This is a genomic window from Nocardia sp. NPDC003693 (assembly GCF_053981095.1).
Window position 1 is genome coordinate 1 of the sequence record NZ_JBSFNO010000042.1, and the last position, 20927, is coordinate 20927.

Below are 20927 nucleotides of genomic sequence, written 5' to 3' on the forward strand. Positions count from 1 at the left end.
CCAGGTCAGCTCGAGCCGGCATCCGGGCACCCCGTTGTAGGTCCAGATGTGCTGCTCGATATCGGAGACGTGCTACACCCGGCCCGGGGTTGGAAACTCGGCCACGCATCCGACGGCTTCGATCCCGTTGATCGGCCTGGAAGGGCCGGAACCGCAGTCGAGGCACCCAACCCGCCCCGGCTGTTACTCCGTTATCCAGGCGTCCTTTCCCCGGTAGGGCACCCAACCCCAGTCGAGTCTCCCGACGTGCCCCCGCCGGTACTCCGTCATCCAGGCGTCCTTTCCCCTGCAGAGCGCCCAACCGCCGCCTCGCTCAGCGCAGTGCGGTATCCAGGTTGCGGAGCAGCTCGCCGATCCGGCCACCGCTCGGCGGGGATGGCGGGTAGCGGCGCAGGACCGAGAGGACGGTCGGGGTTGCCAGGGCGGCGGCGGTGGCGAGGTACTCATCTGCGGAGGGAGCGGCGGCATCCGACGTGAGTTCGAAGGCGCGGGCGGCGTGGGCGGCGGCGCCGAGGATGTGTTTGACCTGGGTGGGGTTCGGGAGGGGGTGGAGGTAGGCGGCGCCCGCGGCGTGGGCGGCCGCGCGGGCGGCGTCGCTGGCGGATTGGTGGCCCGCGTCGCGTGCTTCCTGGGCGGCCTTGTGGGCGGCCCAGGATGTGTCGCGCAGGATTTTGCCGCGTTTGGCGCCGGCGGCGAATTCCGCGGCCGCGGCGAGAGCGGCTCGGGGGCGATCGTCATCGGGAAAGAACTGCTCGAACAGCGGCAGTGCGGGGGTTGCGCAGGCGGCCGCGAAGGCGGTGACCTCGCGTAGTTCGGGGAGGGTCAGGTCAAAGGTCAGGGAGTCCGCCATGGGAATATCCTCCTATATCGCTCCCTACCAACCAGAAATATTGCGCAGGAGTGGTATTCACTCGAGTCCGCCGGCTTTCGCGCTCGATTCGGCGCGGGAACTGCGCCAACCCCGATAACCGCGATGGGCGGCGAATGCCCCGATGATCGCGACCACGCACCAGACCGCGATGGCCGTATAGGCCAGTGGCGCCGAGAGATCGCCGATGGATGCCCCGAGTGCGGTATAGACGAAGGCGCGCGGCGCCGAGCCGATGAAGGCACCGGCCGCCATCTGCCACAGCGGAATTCCGAGTGCACCGAAGGCATAGGAGGACAGGGCATCGGGAGCGCCGGGAATGAAGCGCTGGCCGACCACCGCCCACAGGCCGCGCCGTTCGATATGCCCGTCCAGGCGGTCCGCTCGTTCGGCTCCGAGTAGTTCGCGGGCACTCGCGCGCCCGGCGCGGCGGCCGAGGAATGCCGAGGTGACGGCCGTGCCCACCGTGGCACTCAGGGTGACGAAGGTTCCGACCAAGGGCCCGAAGAGGATTCCGCTGCCACCGGCCAGGATCGGTCCCGGCACCAGCAGTGCGCCGAGCAGGGCGGCCACCACCGCGTAGACGAAGGGCGCTGCCGGGCCCGTCGCATCGACCGCGTCGCGCACGGCTTCGACATCGATCACGCGCGCGATGGCGACGAGGTAGAACATGCCCAGCAGGAACGCCACGCACAGGCCCAGGCGTACGGCGGGCCGCCAGCGGCGGGCCGGAATGGGATCGTCGATGTCGGTCATGATGGGTGCAACCCTGCCGTATGCGGAATTCGGGTGCGAATCGGGCTGTCCACTCACCACGTCATTTGGCGTCGCCGTAGCACTCCACGATGGCGGTGGTGAAGGGAAATCGCACCGGCGTGGGCCCGAAGGCGATGCGCCCGGCGGTGGCAGCGGCGGTCGCGATGGCCTCCGCCACCGCGGTCGCTTCCTCGGCGGGGCAGTGCACGATGACTTCGTCGTGCTGGAAGAACACCAGCTCCGCGCGCAGTCCGGCCTGACTCAGGGCGTGCCGCAGGCCCGCGAGTACGAGGAGCATCCAGTCCGCGGCGCTGCCCTGCACCACGAAGTTCCGGGTGAAGCGACCTCGGGCGCGCGCCTGGCTGCCGTATCGGCCGTTCTCCCCCACCGGATCGGCGTCGTCCGTGCCGGTCGCGGTGGGAGAGCTGGTGCGGCCGAACCAGGTTCGCACCAGCCTGCCCTGTTCACCGGCGGTCGCGGCATCGTCCACGTAGGCCACCGCGGCCGGGTATCGGCGTCGCAGTTCGGCCATGTGGGTGAGCGCGTCCCCCGATGTCTGCCCGTAGATCGCACCCAGCATGGCGATCTTGGCCTGCGCCCGATCCCCGCCGAAGGCGCGTGCGGCCAGATCCGCGTACAGGTCTTCCCCGCGCCCGGCCACCTCCATGAGTCCAGCATCGCGCGAAATCGCCGCCAGCACGCGCGGTTCCATCTGATCGGCGTCCGCGACCACCAGTGTCCAGCCCGGATCGGCGCGGATGGCGCGCCGCACCACCTTCGGAATCTGCAGTGCGCCACCGCCGTTGGTGGTCCAGCGGCCGGTTACGGTTCCGCCGGGTAGGTATTCGGGCCGGAAGCGCCCGTCCCGCACCCACTGATCGAGCCAGGACCAGCCGTGCGCGGTGTACAGCCGGTACAGCGATTTGTAGGCCAGCAGCGGTTCGACCGCGGGATGGTCGATTTCGCTCAGTTCCCATTTGCGGGTGGAGGTCAGCAGGATTCCCGCGCGATTGAACGCCTTGATGATGTCGGCGGGCAGATCGGGGCGCACTCGGACGCCCTGGTCGAAGGCTAGCGAGACCTCCTCGGCCAGTTCCGCCATGCGCCGCGGTTCCGAGTTGCCCGAAAGGCGTTCGCCCAGCATCTCTTCCAGTAGTTCGCGATGCACGTCGGCTCGCCAGGGTATGCCCGCGCGGGACATTTCGGCGGCGACGAGCATGCCCGCCGATTCGGCGGCCAGCAACAGTCGCATGCGGTCCGGGAATTCGGCGCGGGCGGTGCGGGCGACCTGGCCGGCGTACACCTCCAGCAGGGCGGTGAACTCGTCCGTTCCCGAAGGCAGTGGGGTCGGGCCGGATTCGAACAGCGAGGGCTGTGTGTCGGCGGCTCGCACCGGCGCGTCGGCGGGCACCGGGAGATCGTGCAGTCGCGCCCAGGCCGCCGCCAGGGATCGGGCCTGCCCGGATTGCCCCTGTTCGTGGCCGATCAGCAGCGATTCCGCGGCCTCGACGTCGTAGCACCGGTCGACGCGGACGCCGGCCGCGAGCAGGTGCCGGTAGATGTCGGCGGTGGAGCGCCATACCCAGCGCGCCACCTCCGGCCGGGATGACACCGCCGCGGCCAGCGATGGTTCCTCCAGGATGGGCCCGGCGGGCCGCCCGTCCGGGCCGAGTGGACACAGCCGCGCACCACCCTCGCTCGTTCGCGCCACGGCCCATCGCATGATCAGGAGTCTTTCAGCGGGCACCGACATCGCCGGTGAACCCGGCATCGTGTCACCGGCCCGGCGCGGCTCGAGGTTGCGAATCAGTAGCCATTCGGACAAAAGGTTGGCAAACACAACCGGCGTTGCCGCAGATCAGCGCGTCATTCGCGACGAAACGCGAGTGAACACGCAGGTGGACGGCTCCCGGTTCGGGTAGTTACCGTGGCACATCATGGTTGCCAACCCCCAGCCCCGACCCGCGTGAGCCGGTGAGTTCGGCCGGCATCCGCGCGGGACAGTACGGTCCCGCGGACTTCACCGCCTGGGTCCGGGCGGGAGGCTGGCGGGACCTGATCCGGCTCGCGGCGATATGCACGGCGACGGCCACGGCCGGGATCGCGATCATGATGCCCATCAGCACCGGCTGGTTCGACGCCGAACCGCAGCAGGTCGATCTCATGATTCGCAGCGTGCCGCGCGCGATGGAGGCGGGTGCGATGGTGGCGGTGCTGGCCACGGCCGCGATCGTCAGCCTCAGCAGCAGCCGCATCGCCTGGCTCGCCACGACGGTGGCGATGCTCGGCATTCTCGCCAATCACGCGGGTCTGCCCTGGGTCGATATCGATTCGCTGACCACTTTCAATTTCATCGATTCGCTCTGGGCGGGTGTGATCATCGGCAGTCTGCTGCCGGTGGTGTGGAACCAGGCGGTCGCCGCGGGCGCGTACCTGTTCGGCTGTCTGGCCTCGAACATCATGGGTGATCTGGTGCAGTCCCCGGCCGTGACGGGTCCGGCCAACGAGTTCGAGGGCATGCTCGGGGGTGCGCCGCCGCTGTGGCTGATCGTGCTGTCGCTCGCGCTGATCGCGGGAACGGCCCTGGTGCGCGGGCACGTGACCCCGCTGCCCGGTCCGGTTCTCATCTCACCCCTCGCGCCCATCTTCTCGGCGGTCGTGGCGGTGCTCTCGATAGCGATCGCCTCGCGCTGGCTCGCGGACAGCGGTCAACGCTCGAGCGTCATCGTCATGGCGATCGCCCTGGTGCTGGTGGGCTCGATGATCTCGGCCCTGCTCCTGCCCGGTCGCGACGGCATTCTGGTGCTGCTCATGGTCGCCTTCTCCACCGCGGCGAGCGCCGTGGTGACCCTGCCGCGCCCGTGGTGGGCCGATCCGCTGATCGTCGTGGCGACCGCCTCGGGACTCATCGCCGGCTGGCGCCGCCCGCACCCCTACGCGGCGGTCGCGGCGTCGGCCGCGCTGTCGGCGACGGCGGCGCTACTCGCCCTGACCGTGGGCGCGACCGTCCCCGGTGCGGTGTTCGGAGTGGTGGCCATCGGCCTCATCGGCGGCTACAGCCTCACCTCGGCGCTCCCGATTCGCCCGACCAGCGCGATCGTGGCGATTGCCGTGCTGTTCGTCCCCGCCGCCTCCGCGGGCCTGCGCGGCCGCTCCTTCGGCCGGGTCAGCTATTCCCCCCAGTGGTACCGCCTGTCCTCCCTCCCCACCGAACCCGCCCCCGGCTGGGCCGCACTGGCGATAGCGATCGGCTGCGCGGCGGGCATCTATCTGTTGCGCCAGTGGCGCACCCCGACACCCCGCGGGTCCGACACCGAGTAGTCAGACATCGGTTGCCGTGGAACGACTCTCGTGGATTCGGTGCGCGTCGTCGATGGCCATGCGCCCGAAGGCGAGCACGTCCCGCCGCCGAGTCAGCGGGTTCCGGTAGTGCGAGCGCGCGCCGTTCCGCAGGCGCAGCGCTTCCTCGATCACCCGATGCCACCGTTCGGGAAAAGTCCGCGCAGCGTAGTGCGCGGCACCGCTCTTGGAGGATGCCGCCGGTGGCGATGGTGTTGGCATCGAGTCTGCCGCACACCGATATTCGGTGTCGTTCCGCGCGGCGAGCGTTGATACTCGGGGCATTCGAGAGGGAGGTTCGGTATGGGTGAGCGTAGTGACCTGTTGTTGGAGGGGGTTGTCGGGTCGTTCGCTTACGGGCTGAACACGCCGGCGAGCGACGTCGACTACCTCGGGGTGTATGTCGCGCCGACGGGGACCTTTCTGGGACTGCATCCGCCGGCGCGGGACAAGGGGACGCGGCTGGGGCGGGACGGGGCGGACGCCACCTACCACGAGGTCGGTAAGGCCATGGGGCTGATCCTGGCCTGCAACCCGACGGTCACCGAGGTGCTGTGGCTGGACGAGTACATCGTGGCCACCGAATTCGGGACCGAGCTCGTGGGGCTGCGGTCGAATTTCCTTTCGGCGCAGCGGGTTCGGGACGCGTACTTCGGGTACGCGATGGCGCAGTTCCGCAGGATGCTGCACCGGCGCGAGACCGAGGGGCTCGGGGACAAGCGGCTGGCCAAGCACGCCCGGCACTGCCGGCGACTGCTGTGGCAGGGGTACGAGCTGTACTCGACCGGCGTCCTGCCGGTCCGATTGCCCGATCCGGAACCGTATTTCGAGTTCGGGCGGCAGATGATGGACGAATCGGGGGAAGCCGCCGCCAAGGCGCTGCTGGCCGAGTACGAGGAGAAGTTCGACGCCGCCACCCCGGCCCTGCCGCAGCGCCCGAACGAGGCGCCGCTGGAGGATTTCCTGCAGCGCCTGCGCCGCGCGCATCTGGACGCCTGGCCCGCCTAGGCCGAGCGCGGACTCCGATCCGCGGCGGTCAGATTCCGCGCTGGAAGTGCCCGTTCCGCATGGCGTCCATGCGGTGCGGGGACATCGCGTCCATGAAGTAGACGAGTTTGCCCAGTAGCGGCCCGAGCCGGCGCGGGCGGTCGATGATGGCATCGCAGATGACCTGCGCCCCCTGCTCGGGGGTCAGGGCGAGCGCGTCCCGGTACAGCGGGTTGGGCGCGATCATGGGCGTGCGCACCAGCGGCATGTAGAGCGAGGTGAAGCGCACGTTCTCGGCGTGCGTTTCGACCTGCAGGTTCGAGGTGAGCGAGTCGAGCGCGGCCTTGGAGGCCACATACGCCGAGTACCCCGCGCCGCCGAACAGGTTGGCCACCGAGAGCACGCTGACGACCTGCCCGGAGCGCCGCGCGCGCATGCCCGGCAGCACCGCGAGCATGAGCCGCACGGGCGCGAAGTAGTTGATCCGCATGGTCCGCTCGTAGTCGTGGAAGCGGTCGTAGGACTCCTCGAGCGGGCGCCGGATGGACCGGCCGGCGTTGTTGACCAGGATGTCCACGCCGCCGTGATCGGCCAGCACCTGGGCGACCATGGCGTCGAGGGCATCGAAATCGCTGAGATCGCAAGGGTATACGGCCGCCTTGCCACCCTGGGACTCGATGAGCTCGGCCACCTCCCGCAGTTCGGCCTCGCGGCGCGCGACCAGCGCCACGGTCGCCCCCGCCGCGCCGATTCGAATGGCCGCGGCCCGTCCGATACCCGAGGACGCGCCGGTGATGAGCACCGTCCGGCCCGCCACTCGGTCGTCGAGGGTGTGCTTGCGGCGCAGGCGGTCCAGGTTCACCTGGGTGTCGAGACCGTTCTTGATCAGGGTGGCGAGCTCGCCCAATCCGTACATGGTATTCGATGCTAATTTATATAACTAGTGATGTAAATTGTCGGCCATGGACGCCGCCACCCTGCACCTGATCGCACGCCGCCTGCGTTCCATCGCCTTCACCGCGACCGGCGCGACCGGCAGGCGGCGCATTCCCCCGAGCGAGTACGCCGTGATCGAAGACGTTGCGCTGCACCCGCATTCCTCGATTCGCGAGATCACCGAGCGAACCGCGATCGCCCAGCCCCTGGTCTCACGCATCGTGGCGCGCTACCGCACCGACGGCCTGCTGCGCACCGCGCCCGATCCCGGTGACGGGCGGCGCGTGCTGGTCAGCGTCGATCCGGTCATCGTCACCGAGGTCTTCGAAACCCGCGGCCGGGCGCCGATCGACTCCGCACTGGCGGCCGAACTGCCGAAACTGGCTCCGGCACAGCGCAAGCGGGCGGTGGAACTACTGGACGAGCTCGCGGGCCTGATCGGGGCGGCCGATCCCGAGCCGCGCGCCGAGTCCTGACGTACGCGGTTCACTCACCGCGCGGGTCGAGCGCCAGCCCCGAGATCAGCTGTTCGATCACCGCGCGAATGGCGGGGGTATCGGCCTCGATGTCGTCGGAGTTGGCCAGGCACTGCGCCGCCTCGTCCAGCGCGCCGACGATGATCAGGGCCAGCGGGCGCACCGGCTGCTCGCGCACGCGCCGCGCGGCCATGGCGCCGGCGAGCGCGTTCTCCACCAGGCCGATGGTGTGCCGCAACTCGATCTCGCGCCACAGCTTCCAGCCGAGCACCGCGGGCCCGTCGAGCAGTGCGATCCGGCGCACCTCCGGGGCGGTGGAGGCCTCGAGCCAGGCCAGGCAGCCCACGATGAGCCCGGCCAGCGGATCGGCCGCGCGCGCTCGCGCCACCGCGGAGCCGATGACCTGCACCAGACTTCGTTCGAGATCCTCGAACACCGCCTCGAAGAGCTCGCGCTTCTCGCTGAACTGGTGATAGAGCGCGCCCCGGCTCACACCCGCCGCGTCGGCGACCGCGATCGTGCTCACCGCGCCGTAGCCGTGCTGTCCGAACAGCTCCCGGGCAGCGCGGACCACGGCCTCGCGGGTGGCGGCCGAGCGTTCGGCTTGGGTGCGGCGGTCAGGGTTCATGGCGACGTCGAAGTCTAGGGCAAGCCCGAATCCGGTTTCGACGCAAGGCGGTTCGGCCCTTGACCGGCGCCACCCGAGTCCGGGAACATACAGTCATCCTGTTTGTATCTTAGAAGGACTCCCCTCATGTCCGATGCCACCAAGGATCTCTTCGAGCGTTACCACGCGTGCTGGGCCGATCACGACCCCGACCGCATCGCCGAAATGCACACTCCCGATTCGGTTTTCCACCTGCACTCCGGCAGCGAACCCGCCCGCGGGCGCGCGGAGATCCGGGCCTCGGCCGCGGGCACGTTCGCCCTGGTCCCCGATCTCACCTTCACCCAGGTCGATCTGCGCGTCGGCGAAGACTTCTGGGTCGTCCGGTGGAAGCTGAGCGGCACCTCGGTCACCGGGGCGGCGGTCGATGTCGACCTCGCGGACTTCGTGGTGGTCCGCGACGGCGCGGTGCTGGAGAAGCACTCGTACGTCGACGGCGTGGCCATGCAGGCCGCGCTCACGGCGCCCGCCGAGGTCTCCTGACGGCCATCGGGCGCTGCACGAACGGCGATCGGATCGGGCGCACGCCACCGGGACCTCCGGTCGCCGTTCCCGGGGCACGGCCGGCCCCGCGCGGGGATTGCGATCAGCGTGATTTCCACACTGTGGAAAGAGTGTTGATTCGCCCCGGACCGGTTCGCAGAGTGGATCGATGTTGTTGTCGTCCAGTATGCGAAGGTCGTGAGGGTCGTGTCGGCCAGTAGTCGAGTTGTCGAGTGACTTCCTGCCCGCAGGAAGCGAAGCCGGCCGAGGTGAGTTCCCTGCGGCCGCTGTTGTTCACCGTGTACGTGCCCGCCGCCGCGTACGGGGTCGGAATGGGGGCCGCGGCGCCGGTCATGACCTTGACCGCGCTGGATCTGGGCGCCTCCCCCGCCGTGGCGGGGTTGACCGTCGCGCTGGTCGGGCTCGGTCAGATCATCGGGGACATCCCGGCGGGGCAGGTGGTTTCCCGTCTCGGGGAACGACTTTCGATCGTCGGGGCGAGCACCGCGGGGGTGCTCGGGGTACTGCTGTGCCTGCTCGCGCCGAGCGTGCCGGTGCTGTGCGCGGGGCTCATCGTGGTCGGGCTCTCCAATGCCATCTGGGGCCTGGCGCGCATGAGCTACCTGTCCGAGGTGATTCCCTTCGACCGCCGGGCGCGCGCGATGTCGCTGTTCGGCGGGGCCATGCGGCTGGGGTTCTTCATTGGCCCGTTCCTCGGCGCGGCGGTGATCTTCGGGGTGGGCACCCGGGGCGGTTTCGTGGTGCAACTGCTGGCCATCGCCCTGGCGGGGTATCTGATGGCACGCCTGCCCGATCCGGTATCGGCCGCGGGCCGCGACACCGCGCAACCGCCGCAGTCCCTGCTGGGTATCGGGCGCGCGCACCGTACGCTGCTGCTCACCCTGGGCACCGGATCGCTGCTGATGGGCGCGGCGCGGGCCTCGCGCGAGGCGGTGCTGCCGCTGTGGGCCGATCACCTCGGCACCACCGCCGCCACCGCCAGCCTGATCTACGGCATCGGCGCGGGCCTGGATGTGCTGTGCGCCTATCCCGCCGGGCATTTGATGGACCGCTACGGCCGCCGTTTCATCGCCGTGCCGTCGCTGGTGATTCTGGGTCTGGGGTACTTCGCGGTGCCGTTCACCGATACCGCGTTCACCCTGGCTCTGGCCGCGGTCATCATGGGCGTGGGCAACGGCATCGGCAACGGGGTGATCATGACCATCGGCGCGGACGTCGCCCCGGCGGCGACCCGGGCCGAATTCCTGGCGGCCTGGCGACTCACGCACGATTGCGGATTCTTCGTGGGGCCCTTGGCGATCAGTGGATTGGTAGCCGTCGCGCCGCTGGCGGTGGCGGTGCTCTCGATCGGCGCGATATCGATTCTCGGCGCGGTGACGATGGGTCGCTATATCCCCGTGTACATTCCGTGGCCGCAGCGCGCGGGGCGATCTCCCGGCGAACAGTTCGGGGCAACCGCCCGCACGAGTTGACGTTCTCGAAATCTCCGCGACGCCAACCATCGACCGGCGGTCGCGAGTACTCGAATCTCTTTTCAACGCACCGCGATATAGGCGATGCGGAATTACCGAGGGAAGGTTTCACTATGAGGGCCCGTAAAAGGTTCCTGGCGAGCGCGCTGGTCGCGGTGACGGTGTCGATGCTGGTGACCGCGTGCGGCGGCGGATCGGATATCCGCGAGGACGGCGGCGTGCCGGTGCTGCGCTACCAGGGCTGGGCCTCACAGGTCACCATCCCCGAATTGGCCGAGAATCTGGGCTTTTTCGACGGCAAGGTGAAGCTGGAATGGCAGGGCAACACCATCAGCGGGCCGCAGGACGTGCAGTCCGCCGCGACCGGCCAGGTCGATTTCGGCGGTGCGTTCGGCGGCGCGGTGGCCAAGCTCGCCCAGGCCGGCGCCGGGATCACCGCGGTGATCAACTACTACGGCTCGGACGAGAAGACCTTCACCGGTTTCTACGTCCCCGAGGACAGCCCCATTCGGACGCCGAACGACCTGCTGGGCAAGAAGATCGGCGTGAACACCCTCGGCGGGCAGGCCGAGGCGGACGTGCACACCGCGCTGAAGAAGAACGGGCTCAGCGAGGAGCAGATCCGCTCGGTGCAGCTGGTGGTGCTGCCGCCGCCGAACACCGAGGACGCGCTCCGGCGCGGGCAGATCGACGTCGCGGGGCTGAGCGGCCAGTTCCAGCAGCGCGCGCTCTCGAACGGCGGATTGCGTGCCGTGTTCACCGATTTCGAGCAGTTCGGCCCGTTCAACGGCGGGCAGTACGTGTTCCGCAACGACTTCCTCGCCAAGAATCCCGAGGTAGTCGAGGCGTTCGTGGGCGGCATCGCCAAGGCGATCGAATGGCAGAAGACCACCCCGCGCGATCAGGTCATCGCGAAGTTCACGCAGATCATCAACGACCGCAAGCGATCCGGTGAGGACGCCTCCTCGGTGAAGTACTGGCAGTCGGTGGGCGTGCCGTCGGCGAACGGCGTCATCACCGATATCGACTTCCAGCGCTGGGAGCCGTGGCTGCGCGACACCGGCGCGGTCACCGGCGAGCTGGATGTGCGCAAGCTCTACACGAACGAGTACAACCCGAACGCCCCGAAGTAGACCGTGCCGCACACTCGGGCCCCGCGAACGCTCGCGGGGCCCGAGTTCGTCTCAGGACGGCGTGCTCACCCGGGCCAGCAGGCCCTCGGCGAAGGCACGCGCGGCGGCCAGGTCCGCCGTGTCGGGCCGGCCCTTGCGGATGCCGCCGACCAGCTTGAACGGCAGGTAGGTGTCGTGGGCCCGGCAGGAGAAGGTGTCCAGCACCTCGAACCCCCTGCCCTCGAGCTGCCGGATCAGCGGCCGTGAGAAGCGCTGCGGTCCGGCGTCGGCGAAGCCGCTGGTGGCGAAGACGAACGCCCGGCCGGGGCGCTGCGGCAGCGCGTCGATGAATCCGCGCAGGTCGGCGTGGAACCTACCCAGGAAGATCCCCGAGCCGAAGCCGACCAGGTCGTACCCGGCCAGTTCGGCGGGCTCGACCTGCCCGGGCGCGACCACCCGCGCGCCCAGGACCTCCCCGGCGATGTCGGCGACCCGCCGGGTGTTGCCGTGCGAGACCGACGTACAGACGATGATGGCCTTCATACGATTCCCCTCCAGTTGTCTCGAACTCACTTGCGGTACAGCGAGCTTCGGTAGCGAAGCTCCTCCCCCACCGTTCAGCAGTTCGGACCCGAGCACAACCTCGGCCGGGAAACGGCGATGACCCCGTACCGCGTCAGCGGGGTACGGGGTCATCGATGGTACGGGTACCGGGCCGAGCCCGGCGGACGCCTGCTTAGAGGTAGGCGCCGCAGTGCGGCCACGCGCCGACGCCCTGGCCGGCGAGCACGTTCTCCGCGACGCGGATCTGCTCCTCGCGGCTGGCGTTGGCGGCATTACCCTGGCCACCGTAGGCGTTCCAGGTGCTCTGGGTGAACTGCAGGCCGCCGTAGAAGCCGTTGCCCGTGTTGGCGGCCCAGTTGCCGCTGCTCTCGCACTGTGCGACGGCGTCCCAGTTGCCCGAGGCGGCCGAGGCGGTCGCGGTGCCGACCGCGAACGGAACGGCGGCGAGGATGCCGGTGGCGGCGGTGGCGACGAGCATGCGGGTGCTGAACTTACGAGTCATAGGGGATTCCTGGCCTGCGCCCATCCGGCCCGCGCTCCGAGCTTGTGCTGCGGGTCCCCGTCCCCAGGGAAGTCGATGGCACTGCGAACCGCGGGACGGGGTTGCCGATGTTCGGCGGTTCGAGTTCGGGCTTGGCGTTGATCCGAGCCGAGAACGACGGTAACGGAACAATCACAACTAATCACGGGGCGATCACAGCTGGTTGACAAATTGGACTCGTGCTTACTCACGTCGTTTTCGCAGCGCAATTCGGACGCGGTATTAATTACACGGTCGGGATTTACCCCCGAAATTGTGACCGAGACCACTGAAAAATCGTGACGCCGGTCGCGAATTCGAAATCTTTTCGGACGATCGGTCGCTTTATCGGGGTTGTCGCATACCCTTTCCGACCTGCTGGAATCCGGCTGCACGGAACCATTGCCCCCGGTCAGAAGCATGTAAATAGTGCTGGGGACACCGTTTCGGTCTCGCAGGAGGAACCATGAGCCCCGAGGAACCGCGCTCCGGCGCCCGCGCAGTCGACCGTGCCGTACAGGTCCTGAACTGCTTCGAGGGCGACGATCCCGAGCTCTCGCTGAGCGAACTGGCGGTGCTCGCGGATCTGCCCGTGAGCACCTCGCACCGGCTCGCCCAGGCGCTGGTGCGCGGCCGGCTGCTCGAACAGGACCCCACGACCGACCGCTACCGGGTCGGACAGGGCCTGGCCGCGCTGGCCCGGCCCGCCCTGGCCCGGCTCGGCCTGGAGTCGGCGGCGCCGCACCTGTACGCGCTGGCCGCCGGCATCCGCATCACCGTGAGCGTGAGCGTGATGGAGGACCGCGACGCCGTCACCGTCTTCCAGGCCCGCCCGCCCGTGCTCTTCTGCAACAACCAGGTGCCCCGGGCCCGCCAGCCGCTGCGGGCGAGCGCGGTCGGGCACGCGCTGCTGGCCTACGCACCCACCGGAACGGTGGCCGAACAGGAGCGCGCCGCCGAACAGGACGCCCGGCGGCGGGACCGCCGGCGCCCGACGCTGCTGCACTCGGATCTGGACCGGGTCCGGCGCACCGGGTTCGCCTCGCAGGTCCTGGACACCGCCGACCCGATCCGCGCCATCGCGGTGCCCATCGTCGGCTCGGATCGGCGCGTGCACGGGGCGCTGGCCGTGCAGGCGCGCTCGGCCCGGCTGGACGCCGATCTGGTGCGCAGCATCGTCCCGGCTATGCGCATCGCCGCCGGGCGGATCGGGCCGCTTTTCCAAAATGGCGGCGACACAATGGATTCCGACCAGCAATTAGAATCACGCTGATTTCCACATCGTGAAATGGCGGTTGCTCCCCCACCGGCCCGCCCGCACGATGAGTGCCATTCGATCCGCCGATTCCGCACTCTCCCCTAGGGCTTGGAATGACTTCGCACACCCCGCTCACGCGCCGCCGGGCCGTGGATCTCATGCGCCTGGCGCCCGGTGCCTGTCGGCCCTGATCGCCCCGCCCGAAACAGCCCGCGCGACAGCCGCATTCACCGAAAGAAACACCCATGTTCTCATCGCTCCGACCACCGCGCGTGCTGCGCGTCGTGGCCGCCGCGCTCACCGCGGCAGCCGTCCTCACGACGGTGACCGCCTGCGGCGGCTCCGAATCCGCCACCACCGCCGACGGTAAGACGGTGCTGCGGTACCAGGGCCAGACCGGCCAGGTGACGCCGTTCGAGCTGGCCGCGGACCTCGGCTACTTCAGCAAGATCAGCCTGCACTGGGAGGGCGACACCACCAGCGGACCGGCCAACATCCAGGCCGCGGCCACCAAGCAGATCGAATTCGGCAGCGCGTTCAACGGCGCGGTCATCAAGCTCGTCGCCGGCGGCGCGCCGGTCACCTCGGTGCTGAGTTCCTACGGGGCCGACGACAAGTCCTTCACCGGGTATTTCGTGAAGGACGGCTCGCCCATCACCTCCGCGCGTGACCTGATCGGCAAGAAGGTAGGCGTCAATACCCTTGGCGCGCATCATGAATTCGTCACCCGCGAATGGCTGCACCGGCAGGGCCTGAGCGCGGCGGAGATCAAGCAGGTGCAGCTGGTGGTCCTGCCGCCGGCCAATACCGAGGAGGCGCTGCGTAACGGGCAGATCGACGTCGCGGCCCTCGGCTCGATCTTCCGGGACAACGCGCTCGAGCGCGGCGGCATCCACCCGCTGTACACCGACAAGGATCTGTTCGGCCAGTTCGACTACGGCACCTACGTTTTCCGCAAGGACTACGTCGAACAGCATTCGGCGGAGGTCGCCGACTTCGTGCAGGGCACCGCCCGCGCCACCCGCTGGCTGCAGCTCACCCCGCGCGACGAGGTGCTGAAGAAGTTCGAGGACATCATCGCCAAGCGCGGCCGCAACGAGAACGTCGCGCTGCTGAAGTACTGGCGCAGCTCGGGCATCCCGATTCCGGGCGCTGTGGTCGAGGAGCGCGAATTCCAGGTCTGGCTCGACTGGCTCGTGCGCAACGGTGAGCTCCCCGCGGACAAGTTCGCGGCCAAGGACCTGTTCACCAACGAGTACAACCCGTACAGCAACGGCACCTACCCCGCCACCGGCGGGCCGAGCGGTGAGGCGGTGGCGGCGAAATGAGCACCGCGGTCAAGCTCGCACTCAGCGAGGTACGCAAGGAATTCGCGATTCGCGGGACCCGGGAGTCGTTCACGGCCCTCGAGGACATCAGCGTCGAGGTGCGGGACGGGGAGTTCCTGGTCCTGGTCGGCCCCAGCGGCTCGGGCAAATCCACCCTGCTCGATCTGCTCGGCGGGCTGAGCTCGCCCACCTCGGGACAGATCCTGCTGGACGGCTCGCCCATCACCGGGCCGGGCCTGGATCGCGGCATCGTCTTTCAGCAGTACGCGCTGCTGCCGTGGCGCACCGCCCGCACCAATATCGAATTCGGCTTGGAGGCCAAGGGAATTCGACGTAAAGAGCGGCGCGCCATCGCCGAGCACTACCTCGAGCTGGTCGGGCTCGGCGGGTTCGGCGACCGGTACCCGCACGAGCTGTCCGGCGGCATGAAGCAGCGCGTGGCCATCGCGCGCAGCCTCGCCTTCGATCCGGAGGTGCTGCTGATGGACGAGCCGTTCGCGGCCTTGGACGCGCAGACCCGCGAATCGCTGCAGGACGAACTGCTGCGAATCTGGCAGGCCACCGGCAAGACGATCCTGTTCATCACCCACGGCATCGACGAGGCCGTGTACCTGGGCCAGCGGGTAGCGGTACTCACCTCGCGGCCCGGCCGGGTCAAGGCCATCGTCGACATCGACCTCGATCGCGCGGGCGACCCGGACGTGCGCTCGAGCGAACGCTTCCGGGAAGTCCGCCATCACATCTGGTCGCTCCTGCACGACGAGGTCGCGCGGGCACAGGATCTCGAGGCGGCCGCCATCGCGGGAGCCGATCGGAGGAACACCCATGTCTAGCGCGATCCAGATCGCCGAAACCCCGGTCCGTTTCGAGCCGGAGACGACGGCGCCACCGCGAACCCCGGCCCGTTCGACCGGGCGCGAGACCGCCACCCGCCTGGCGCGCGCCGCCGCGCACCTGCTGTGGCGGGTGTTCAAGCCCAGTGTCGTCATCGCGCTGTTCCTGGTGTTCTGGGAGGTCGCGCCCCGGGTCGGCATCGTCGACCCGGTATTCCTGCCGCCGTTCACGACCGTGGTCGACGCGGGTCAGGAGCTGATCCGCTCCGGGCAGATGGCCGAGCACGTGGGCGCGAGCCTGTCGCGGTCGCTGGTCGGCTTCGCCATCGCACTGTCCGCGGCGGTGCCGGTGGGCATCGCGATCGCCTGGTACCGGCCGGTCGCGGAGTTCCTGAGCCCGTTCCTCGAGCTCTTCCGCAACACCGCCGCGCTCGCGCTGCTGCCGGTCTTCGTGCTCATCCTGGGCATCGGCGAGACCTCCAAGGTCGCGCTGGTGGTCTACGCCAGCTTCTTCCCGATCCTGCTCAACACCATCAGCGGTGTGCGCACGGTCGATCCGCTGCTCATCAAATCCGCTGTCTCGCTGGGATTCTCACCTATTCCGCTGTTCGCGAAGGTGGTGCTGCCCGCCGCGGTGCCCGCCATCTTCACCGGTATCCGGATGGCGGCCTCGGCCTCGATCCTGGTGCTGATCGCCGCCGAAATGGTCGGGGCGCGAGCGGGTCTGGGCTACCTGATCACCTCGGCGCAGCAGAACTTCCAGATCCCGGCCATGTACGCCGGCATCGTCGCCATCTCGCTGGTGGGTCTGACCTTCAACGGGCTGATCGTGCTGCTCGAGCGCAGGCTCTCGCGCTGGCGCGTGCAGGCCGATCACTGACCCTTCGCCCCCGACAACGCTTCCGGAGGAACACTCTTCATGTCACGCAAGCCCTTCCACATCAATGCCTTCCTCATGGGTGTGGGCCATCACGAGGCCGCCTGGCGGCACCCGCGCACCAGCGAACACCAGGTGCTGGACGTCAAGCACTTCCAGGAACTGGGCCGCATCGCCGAACGCGGACGGCTGGATTCGGTGTTCTTCGCCGACGGCCTGGCCGTGGGCCCGCGGATCAAGCGCAACACCCTCGCGGTCTTCGAGCCGGTCACCCTGCTGGCCGCCATCGCGAGCGCGACCGAGCACGTCGGGCTCATCGCCACCGCCTCGACCACCTACAACGAGCCGTTCAACCTGGCCCGCAAGTTCGCCTCGCTCGATCACATCAGCGCCGGGCGGGCCGGCTGGAACATCGTCACCTCCGGCAACGAGGAGGAGGCGTTCAACTTCGGCTACGACTCGATTCCCGAGCACGCCCGGCGCTACGAGCGCGCCCAGGAGTTCGTGGACGTGGCCATCCAGCTGTGGGACAGCTGGGAGGACGGCGCGATCGTGCTCGATCCCGAGGCCGGGGTGTTCGCCGACCCGGACAAGGTGCACACCATCGACTACCGCGGTGATCGTTTCCAGGTGCGCGGGCCGCTGAACTCCCCGCGCAGCCCGCAGGGACGGCCGCTGCTGGTGCAGGCCGGATCGTCGGAGAGCGGTAAGGAATTCGCCGCCCGCTACGCCGAGGCCGTGTTCACCGCGCAGCGCACCATCGAGGAGGGGCAGGCGTTCTACCGCGATCTCAAGGCACGCCTGACCAAGTACGGGCGTTCGGCCGACGAGCTCAAGGTGCTGCCCGGCCTGGTGCCGTTCATCGCGGACACCGAAGAGCAGGCCCGCGCGCTCGAGCAGGAGTTCACCGACCTCATCTCCCCCGACTACGCGCTGCGCCAGCTCTCCACGCTGCTGGGTGTGGATCTCACCGAACACGCGCTCGACGCACCGCTGCCGCCGCTGCCGGACGAGAGCGAGATCGAGGGCGGCAAGAGCCGATTCACGCTGGTCAAGGAGCTCGCCGAGAAGGAGGAGCTGACTGTGCGCCAGCTCATCGGCAAGCTCGGCGGCGGGCGCGGGCACCGGACCCTGGCCGGCACGCCCGAGCAGATCGCGGACGACCTGCAGGCCTGGTTCGAGCAGGGCGCGGCGGACGGCTTCAACATCATGCCGCCGTACCTGCCGGGCGGGCTCGAGGACTTCGTGGACAAGGTGGTGCCGATCCTGCAGGAGCGCGGGCTCTTCCGCACCGAGTACACCGCCACCACGCTGCGCGGGCACTACGGGCTCGAGCCCGTGGACAGCCAGTTCGCCGCACGAACCGACATTCAGGCCACCGCCTAGCAGTACCGGGGGGCATGCGCACAACGCATGTCCCCCAATCTTTTTCGAGAACGAAGGGCACGATCATGACCACTGTCTCCGAACCCACCGTCACCGACACCGGCGCCACCGGCACCGCCGGGACCTTCCGCGTCGTTCCCGTCGCCGGGCACATCGGCGCGGAGGTGACCGACATCGATCTGCGGACCGAGTTCACCGACGCGCAGATCGCCGAACTCACCGCGGCGCTGTACGAGTACAAGGTGCTGTTCTTCCGGGATCAGCGGATCGGGCACGCCGAGCAGATCGCGTTCTCGCGCCGGTTCGGCGCGGTCACCCCCTCCCATCCCTACGACGATGACGCGCCGACCGAGTACCCGGAGATCCTGGCCGTCGACAGCCGGCTGTACGAAAAGCGTTTCGGGGTGCGCAAGTTCAGCTACACCAACCACTGGCACACCGATGTGTCCCCGCTCATCAATCCGCCCGCGGCCTCGCTGCTGCGCGCGGAGATCGCGCCCGAGCGCGGCGGGGACACGCACTGGACGAATCTGGCCGCCGTGTACGCCGGACTGCCCGATTCGCTCAAGTCGCTGCTGGACGGGCTGCGTGCCGAACACCGGTTCGGCGGGAAGAACCCGGCCTGGGATTCCGAGAGCGACTACGCCAAGAAGGTGGCCGCGGCGCCGCTGGTGACCGAGCATCCGGTGGTCCGGGTGCACCCGGTGACCGGGGAGAAGATCCTCTTCGTCAATCCCGGCTTCACCACGCGCATCGTCGGGTTGAGCCCCCGCCAGAGCGACGCGCTGCTCGAGCTGCTGTACGCGGAACTGTCCGACACCGCGTACACCGTCCGATTCCGCTGGGAGCAGGGCAGTCTCGCGTTCTGGGACAACCGCGCGACCGCGCACCTGGCCCCGAGCGACCTGAACCACCTCGACGTGACCCGGGTGCTGTACCGCACCACCCTGGAAGGCGAGGTGCCGGTCGGCGTGGACGGTGAGCCGTCGCGCTCGATCAGCGGGGCGAAGTTCGTGGGGAACGCGGTGGCGCCGGAGCGCGACGCGGACTGACACGCAGGCCCAGAGGGACCGCGGTCCCGGTACCGGAGTCGTTCCGATACCGGGACCGCGTGCGCCGAATCCAGGCGCTCTCACCGCCACCGCTCTTCCGCCTGGACGGGCCGGCCGATCGGTCAGCGCAAGCCGAACGAAGCGGGCGCGCTAGCGCTACCCGGCCACACCACGCGGCGGCTCGAGAGCCTTGGGACGCGCGAGCTAGCGGCCCAGGGGGCGGTGCGGGGGCGGTGGCTGCTGCCAGCGCTCGTCGCCCTGCGGGGGCTCGGGGCGGTGGGGTGGCGGCTGGTGCTGGGGATCCTCCGGGCGGCGGAGGGGCTGTTGCGGGGGCGGGGCGTCGTGGCGTTGCGGGAGGGCCTCGGGATCCGGGAAGCTGGGGTGGTCGGCGCGGGGGCGGGACGTCGAGGGCAGGGCCGTGGGGTCGGCCGGGGCGCGGGCGTCGGCTTCGGCGGCGCGCACCGCGCGTTCGGCGGCCGGGTCGGTGGCGGTGTCGAACCAGTCGGCCACCTCGTCGGAATCGTCCTCGGGGCGTTCGGATCCCGTGTCGTCTGGGGTGGGCTGGTAGCGGAAGGTGCCGTCCTCGCCCTGGGTGCCGAAGTTGCGGGCGAACCCCTCGAGGGCCTTGCCGAAATCGCTGGGGACGAGCCACACCTTGTTGGCATCGCCCTTGGCCACCAGCGGCAGGGTCTGCATGTACTGGTAGGCCAGCAGCTCGGGGGTCGGTTTGCCGCTCTTGATCGCGGCGAACACCTTCTCGATGGCCTTGGCCTGGCCCTGGGCCTGCAGGTAGGCGGCGGCCCGCTCACCCTGGGCGCGCAGGATGCGCGACTGCCGCTCACCCTCGGCCGAGAGGATCGAGGCCTGCTTGGAACCCTCGGCGGACAGGATCTGGGCCTGCTTCTGACCTTCGGCGGTCTTGATGGACGCCTCGCGCTGACCCTCGGCGGTGAGGATGATGGCGCGCTTCTCGCGATCCGCCTTCATCTGCTTCTCCATCGATTCCTGAATCGACGGCGGCGGATCGATGGCCTTGAGCTCCACGCGCGAGACGCGCAGACCCCAGCGGCCGGTGGCCTCGTCGAGCACGCCGCGCAGCTGACTGTTGATCTGGTCGCGCGAGGTGAGGGTTTCCTCGAGCGTCATACCACCGACGACGTTGCGCAAGGTGGTGATGGTCAATTGCTCAACGGCGGCAATGTAATTGCTGATCTCGTACACCGCGGCCTGCGGACTGGTGACCTGGAAGTAGACCACCGAGTCGATCTGCACCGTCAGGTTGTCCTGGGTGATGACCGGCTGCGGCGGGAAGGACACCACGCGTTCGCGCAGATCCACCTTGGCGCGGACGCGGTCGGCGAACGGGACCAGGAAGGTCAGCTGACCCGAGACCGTGCGCGAATAGCGACCCAGCCGTTCGATGACGGCGGCCTCGGCCTGCGGCACCAGCGCCACCGACTTGAAGATCACCACCACGACCAGCAGGATCAATACCAGGGCGACAATGAGGACAGCCATTTACGGCCCCTTCCAAACGACGACGTGCGCGCCATCGACCCGCATGACATAGACGGTGGTTCCCTCCGGATAACTCTCCTGCGCGTCGAAAGGACGCGCGCTCCAGACGTCACCGTCCAACTTCACTCGCCCGCCGTGCTCGTCCACCGTCTCGAGCACCTTCGCGGACTTCCCCGGTAGCGCGTCCATGCCGGTGGGCGTGGCGGGGGGACTCGCGTAGCGCCGCAGGAGCATCGGGCGGACGAGCAGCAGCAGGGCGACGGCGGTGACACCGAAAACCACGGCGTCGACCACGATGCTCGTATCGGCAAGCGCGCTCACCCCCGCCGTGACCAGCGCCGCGCCGCCCAGCATGAGCAGCGTGAGTTCTCCGACGAGCATTTCGGCCGCCGCGAGGAGTAGCCCCGCGACCAGCCACACTATTGCGGCCACATCACCCACAGTAAACCTTCCGGCGCGCCCCGGCCGGAGATC

At 69.0% G+C, this 20927-nt stretch carries 22 protein-coding genes; 12 read left to right on the forward strand and 10 right to left on the reverse strand.

Annotated elements, in window-relative coordinates:
• Window positions 1-313: 313 nt before the first annotated feature.
• The 3 genes from ACWDOP_RS32270 to ACWDOP_RS32280 form a co-directional block, all read right to left on the reverse strand.
• Complete coding sequence (locus ACWDOP_RS32270; protein ID WP_456348077.1) at window positions 314-850, reverse strand: putative immunity protein; 537 nt, start codon at window positions 848-850, stop codon at window positions 314-316.
• Window positions 851-907: 57 nt separating this feature from the next.
• The gene (locus ACWDOP_RS32275) at window positions 908-1624 is read right to left on the reverse strand and encodes a TVP38/TMEM64 family protein (RefSeq protein WP_456348078.1); all 717 of its coding nucleotides are present in this window, start codon (window positions 1622-1624) and stop codon (window positions 908-910) included.
• Between the two features lie 61 nt (window positions 1625-1685).
• Window positions 1686-3347 carry a bifunctional 3'-5' exonuclease/DNA polymerase gene (locus tag ACWDOP_RS32280; protein ID WP_456348079.1) on the reverse strand — a complete coding sequence of 554 codons (1662 nt, stop codon included), beginning with the start codon at window positions 3345-3347 and terminating at the stop codon, window positions 1686-1688.
• Between the two features lie 251 nt (window positions 3348-3598).
• Here ACWDOP_RS32280 and ACWDOP_RS32285 point away from each other — a divergent pair, with 251 nt between their 5' ends.
• Window positions 3599-4945: a hypothetical protein gene (locus tag ACWDOP_RS32285; RefSeq protein WP_456348080.1), complete on the forward strand. Its 1347-nt coding sequence runs from the start codon at window positions 3599-3601 to the stop codon at window positions 4943-4945.
• Here the strand turns inward: ACWDOP_RS32285 and ACWDOP_RS32290 are convergent, their stop codons facing one another.
• Window positions 4946-5098: a hypothetical protein gene (locus tag ACWDOP_RS32290; protein ID WP_456348081.1), complete on the reverse strand. Its 153-nt coding sequence runs from the start codon at window positions 5096-5098 to the stop codon at window positions 4946-4948.
• Between the two features lie 168 nt (window positions 5099-5266).
• On the opposite strand from ACWDOP_RS32290, the gene ACWDOP_RS32295 reads away from it, so the two are divergent.
• The gene (locus tag ACWDOP_RS32295) at window positions 5267-5971 is read left to right on the forward strand and encodes a nucleotidyltransferase domain-containing protein (RefSeq protein WP_456348082.1); all 705 of its coding nucleotides are present in this window, start codon (window positions 5267-5269) and stop codon (window positions 5969-5971) included.
• 28 nt (window positions 5972-5999) lie between these two features.
• Here the strand turns inward: ACWDOP_RS32295 and ACWDOP_RS32300 are convergent, their stop codons facing one another.
• A complete protein-coding gene (locus ACWDOP_RS32300; RefSeq protein ID WP_456348083.1) occupies window positions 6000-6866 on the reverse strand; it encodes an SDR family NAD(P)-dependent oxidoreductase in 867 nt (288 codons plus the stop codon).
• 46 nt (window positions 6867-6912) lie between these two features.
• On the opposite strand from ACWDOP_RS32300, the gene ACWDOP_RS32305 reads away from it, so the two are divergent.
• Entirely contained in the window at window positions 6913-7362 is a 450-nt protein-coding gene (locus tag ACWDOP_RS32305; RefSeq protein WP_456348084.1) for a MarR family transcriptional regulator, read from the forward strand.
• Window positions 7363-7372: 10 nt separating this feature from the next.
• Here ACWDOP_RS32305 and ACWDOP_RS32310 read toward each other — a convergent pair whose 3' ends face one another.
• Window positions 7373-7990, reverse strand: coding sequence for a TetR/AcrR family transcriptional regulator (locus ACWDOP_RS32310; protein WP_454204214.1), 618 nt, complete (start codon window positions 7988-7990; stop codon window positions 7373-7375).
• Window positions 7991-8116: 126 nt separating this feature from the next.
• Here ACWDOP_RS32310 and ACWDOP_RS32315 point away from each other — a divergent pair, with 126 nt between their 5' ends.
• From ACWDOP_RS32315 to ACWDOP_RS32325, 3 genes are all read left to right on the forward strand, one after another.
• Window positions 8117-8512: a nuclear transport factor 2 family protein gene (locus ACWDOP_RS32315; protein WP_454204213.1), complete on the forward strand. Its 396-nt coding sequence runs from the start codon at window positions 8117-8119 to the stop codon at window positions 8510-8512.
• 233 nt (window positions 8513-8745) lie between these two features.
• The gene (locus ACWDOP_RS32320; RefSeq protein ID WP_456348085.1) at window positions 8746-10005 is read left to right on the forward strand and encodes an MFS transporter; all 1260 of its coding nucleotides are present in this window, start codon (window positions 8746-8748) and stop codon (window positions 10003-10005) included.
• Window positions 10006-10118: 113 nt separating this feature from the next.
• The gene (locus ACWDOP_RS32325; RefSeq protein WP_456348086.1) at window positions 10119-11138 is read left to right on the forward strand and encodes an ABC transporter substrate-binding protein; all 1020 of its coding nucleotides are present in this window, start codon (window positions 10119-10121) and stop codon (window positions 11136-11138) included.
• A gap of 51 nt (window positions 11139-11189) precedes the next feature.
• On the opposite strand, the gene ACWDOP_RS32330 is transcribed toward ACWDOP_RS32325, so the two are convergent.
• Both ACWDOP_RS32330 and ACWDOP_RS32335 read right to left on the reverse strand, forming a co-directional pair.
• Window positions 11190-11660: a flavodoxin family protein gene (locus ACWDOP_RS32330; RefSeq protein WP_456348087.1), complete on the reverse strand. Its 471-nt coding sequence runs from the start codon at window positions 11658-11660 to the stop codon at window positions 11190-11192.
• Window positions 11661-11853: 193 nt separating this feature from the next.
• Entirely contained in the window at window positions 11854-12183 is a 330-nt protein-coding gene (locus tag ACWDOP_RS32335; protein WP_454204209.1) for a transglycosylase family protein, read from the reverse strand.
• A 484-nt stretch (window positions 12184-12667) separates the two neighbouring features.
• Between ACWDOP_RS32335 and ACWDOP_RS32340 the strand changes: the two genes are divergently transcribed.
• The 6 genes from ACWDOP_RS32340 to ACWDOP_RS32365 all read left to right on the forward strand — a co-directional run bounded on the left by ACWDOP_RS32340 (window position 12668) and on the right by ACWDOP_RS32365 (window position 18935).
• The gene (locus tag ACWDOP_RS32340) at window positions 12668-13474 is read left to right on the forward strand and encodes an IclR family transcriptional regulator (RefSeq protein ID WP_456348088.1); all 807 of its coding nucleotides are present in this window, start codon (window positions 12668-12670) and stop codon (window positions 13472-13474) included.
• 230 nt (window positions 13475-13704) lie between these two features.
• Window positions 13705-14787 carry an ABC transporter substrate-binding protein gene (locus tag ACWDOP_RS32345; protein WP_456348089.1) on the forward strand — a complete coding sequence of 361 codons (1083 nt, stop codon included), beginning with the start codon at window positions 13705-13707 and terminating at the stop codon, window positions 14785-14787.
• Complete coding sequence (locus ACWDOP_RS32350; RefSeq protein WP_454204206.1) at window positions 14784-15620, forward strand: ABC transporter ATP-binding protein; 837 nt, start codon at window positions 14784-14786, stop codon at window positions 15618-15620. The genes ACWDOP_RS32345 and ACWDOP_RS32350 overlap by 4 nt, the downstream gene beginning before the upstream one ends.
• Window positions 15613-16500, forward strand: coding sequence for an ABC transporter permease (locus ACWDOP_RS32355; protein ID WP_456348090.1), 888 nt, complete (start codon window positions 15613-15615; stop codon window positions 16498-16500). The genes ACWDOP_RS32350 and ACWDOP_RS32355 overlap by 8 nt, the downstream gene beginning before the upstream one ends.
• Before the next feature lie 39 nt (window positions 16501-16539).
• Window positions 16540-17883: an LLM class flavin-dependent oxidoreductase gene (locus ACWDOP_RS32360; RefSeq protein WP_454204204.1), complete on the forward strand. Its 1344-nt coding sequence runs from the start codon at window positions 16540-16542 to the stop codon at window positions 17881-17883.
• Between the two features lie 65 nt (window positions 17884-17948).
• Window positions 17949-18935: a TauD/TfdA dioxygenase family protein gene (locus ACWDOP_RS32365; RefSeq protein ID WP_456348091.1), complete on the forward strand. Its 987-nt coding sequence runs from the start codon at window positions 17949-17951 to the stop codon at window positions 18933-18935.
• 204 nt (window positions 18936-19139) lie between these two features.
• Here the strand turns inward: ACWDOP_RS32365 and ACWDOP_RS32370 are convergent, their stop codons facing one another.
• The gene (locus tag ACWDOP_RS32370; protein ID WP_456348092.1) at window positions 19140-20453 is read right to left on the reverse strand and encodes an SPFH domain-containing protein; all 1314 of its coding nucleotides are present in this window, start codon (window positions 20451-20453) and stop codon (window positions 19140-19142) included.
• Window positions 20454-20885 carry an NfeD family protein gene (locus ACWDOP_RS32375; protein WP_456348093.1) on the reverse strand — a complete coding sequence of 144 codons (432 nt, stop codon included), beginning with the start codon at window positions 20883-20885 and terminating at the stop codon, window positions 20454-20456.
• Window positions 20886-20927 lie beyond the last annotated feature (42 nt).

Excerpts from the sequence above, each read along its gene's own strand:
- ACWDOP_RS32270 (WP_456348077.1), bottom strand. The coding sequence starts at position 850 with ATGGCGGACTCCCTGACCTTTGACCTGACCCTCCCCGAACTACGCGAG.
- ACWDOP_RS32275 (WP_456348078.1), bottom strand. The coding sequence starts at position 1,624 with ATGACCGACATCGACGATCCCATTCCGGCCCGCCGCTGGCGGCCCGCC.
- ACWDOP_RS32280 (WP_456348079.1), bottom strand. The coding sequence starts at position 3,347 with ATGCGATGGGCCGTGGCGCGAACGAGCGAGGGTGGTGCGCGGCTGTGT.
- ACWDOP_RS32295 (WP_456348082.1), top strand. The coding sequence starts at position 5,267 with ATGGGTGAGCGTAGTGACCTGTTGTTGGAGGGGGTTGTCGGGTCGTTC.
- ACWDOP_RS32300 (WP_456348083.1), bottom strand. The coding sequence starts at position 6,866 with ATGTACGGATTGGGCGAGCTCGCCACCCTGATCAAGAACGGTCTCGAC.
- ACWDOP_RS32305 (WP_456348084.1), top strand. The coding sequence starts at position 6,913 with ATGGACGCCGCCACCCTGCACCTGATCGCACGCCGCCTGCGTTCCATC.
- ACWDOP_RS32310 (WP_454204214.1), bottom strand. The coding sequence starts at position 7,990 with ATGAACCCTGACCGCCGCACCCAAGCCGAACGCTCGGCCGCCACCCGC.
- ACWDOP_RS32315 (WP_454204213.1), top strand. The coding sequence starts at position 8,117 with ATGTCCGATGCCACCAAGGATCTCTTCGAGCGTTACCACGCGTGCTGG.
- ACWDOP_RS32325 (WP_456348086.1), top strand. The coding sequence starts at position 10,119 with ATGAGGGCCCGTAAAAGGTTCCTGGCGAGCGCGCTGGTCGCGGTGACG.
- ACWDOP_RS32330 (WP_456348087.1), bottom strand. The coding sequence starts at position 11,660 with ATGAAGGCCATCATCGTCTGTACGTCGGTCTCGCACGGCAACACCCGG.
- ACWDOP_RS32335 (WP_454204209.1), bottom strand. The coding sequence starts at position 12,183 with ATGACTCGTAAGTTCAGCACCCGCATGCTCGTCGCCACCGCCGCCACC.
- ACWDOP_RS32340 (WP_456348088.1), top strand. The coding sequence starts at position 12,668 with ATGAGCCCCGAGGAACCGCGCTCCGGCGCCCGCGCAGTCGACCGTGCC.
- ACWDOP_RS32345 (WP_456348089.1), top strand. The coding sequence starts at position 13,705 with ATGTTCTCATCGCTCCGACCACCGCGCGTGCTGCGCGTCGTGGCCGCC.
- ACWDOP_RS32350 (WP_454204206.1), top strand. The coding sequence starts at position 14,784 with ATGAGCACCGCGGTCAAGCTCGCACTCAGCGAGGTACGCAAGGAATTC.
- ACWDOP_RS32355 (WP_456348090.1), top strand. The coding sequence starts at position 15,613 with ATGTCTAGCGCGATCCAGATCGCCGAAACCCCGGTCCGTTTCGAGCCG.
- ACWDOP_RS32360 (WP_454204204.1), top strand. The coding sequence starts at position 16,540 with ATGTCACGCAAGCCCTTCCACATCAATGCCTTCCTCATGGGTGTGGGC.
- ACWDOP_RS32365 (WP_456348091.1), top strand. The coding sequence starts at position 17,949 with ATGACCACTGTCTCCGAACCCACCGTCACCGACACCGGCGCCACCGGC.
- ACWDOP_RS32370 (WP_456348092.1), bottom strand. The coding sequence starts at position 20,453 with ATGGCTGTCCTCATTGTCGCCCTGGTATTGATCCTGCTGGTCGTGGTG.